Here is a 540-nt window from a genome sequence, read left to right as displayed (position 1 = left end):
ATGATTTCGAACCCGGCGCCAGCCACCTCGCCAACCTCAAGCGCATGGCGTATTTCGCGGCGGTGGTCGAGACGGGCAGCTTCACGGCGGCCGCCCTGCGGCTGGGCATCACCAAGGCGGTGGTCAGCCAGCAGGTGGCACGGCTGGAGCGGGAATTCCGCACGACGCTGCTCACCCGCACCACCCGCAGGGTGGCGCCCACGGATGCGGGCAAGGCCTTCCATGCGCGATGCGCGCTGGTCCTGAAGGAAGCGCACGACGCGTTCGATGAACTCGGCGAGGGGGCGACCGAACCTTCGGGCACGCTGCGCCTGACGGCCGCGCTGGATTACGGCATCACGACCATCGTGCCGGCCGTCACCGAGTTCACGCGCCGGTATCCGCAATGCAAGGTGGACGCGATCCTCAGCGACCAGTCGATCGACGTGATGTCCGGCCAGGTGGAGCTGGCGATCCGCGTAGGGTGGCTGACAGACCCGGGCGTGCAGGCCCGGCAGATCGGCGCATTCCGCCAGTTGCTGGTCGCGGCGCCCGCGTGGC

The 540-nt window shown here is 69.3% G+C and carries 1 protein-coding gene; it reads left to right on the top strand.

Annotated elements, in window-relative coordinates:
- On the top strand, positions 1 to 540 hold a 540-nt coding region (locus tag FJV41_RS57190; protein ID WP_141649582.1), incomplete at both ends, for a LysR family transcriptional regulator.

The sequence above is a fragment of the Myxococcus llanfairpwllgwyngyllgogerychwyrndrobwllllantysiliogogogochensis genome (genome assembly GCF_006636215.1).
Taxonomy (GTDB): Bacteria; Myxococcota; Myxococcia; order Myxococcales; family Myxococcaceae; genus Myxococcus; species Myxococcus llanfairpwllgwyngyllgogerychwyrndrobwllllantysiliogogogochensis.
This window is presented reverse-complemented; position numbering and strand designations above follow the sequence as displayed.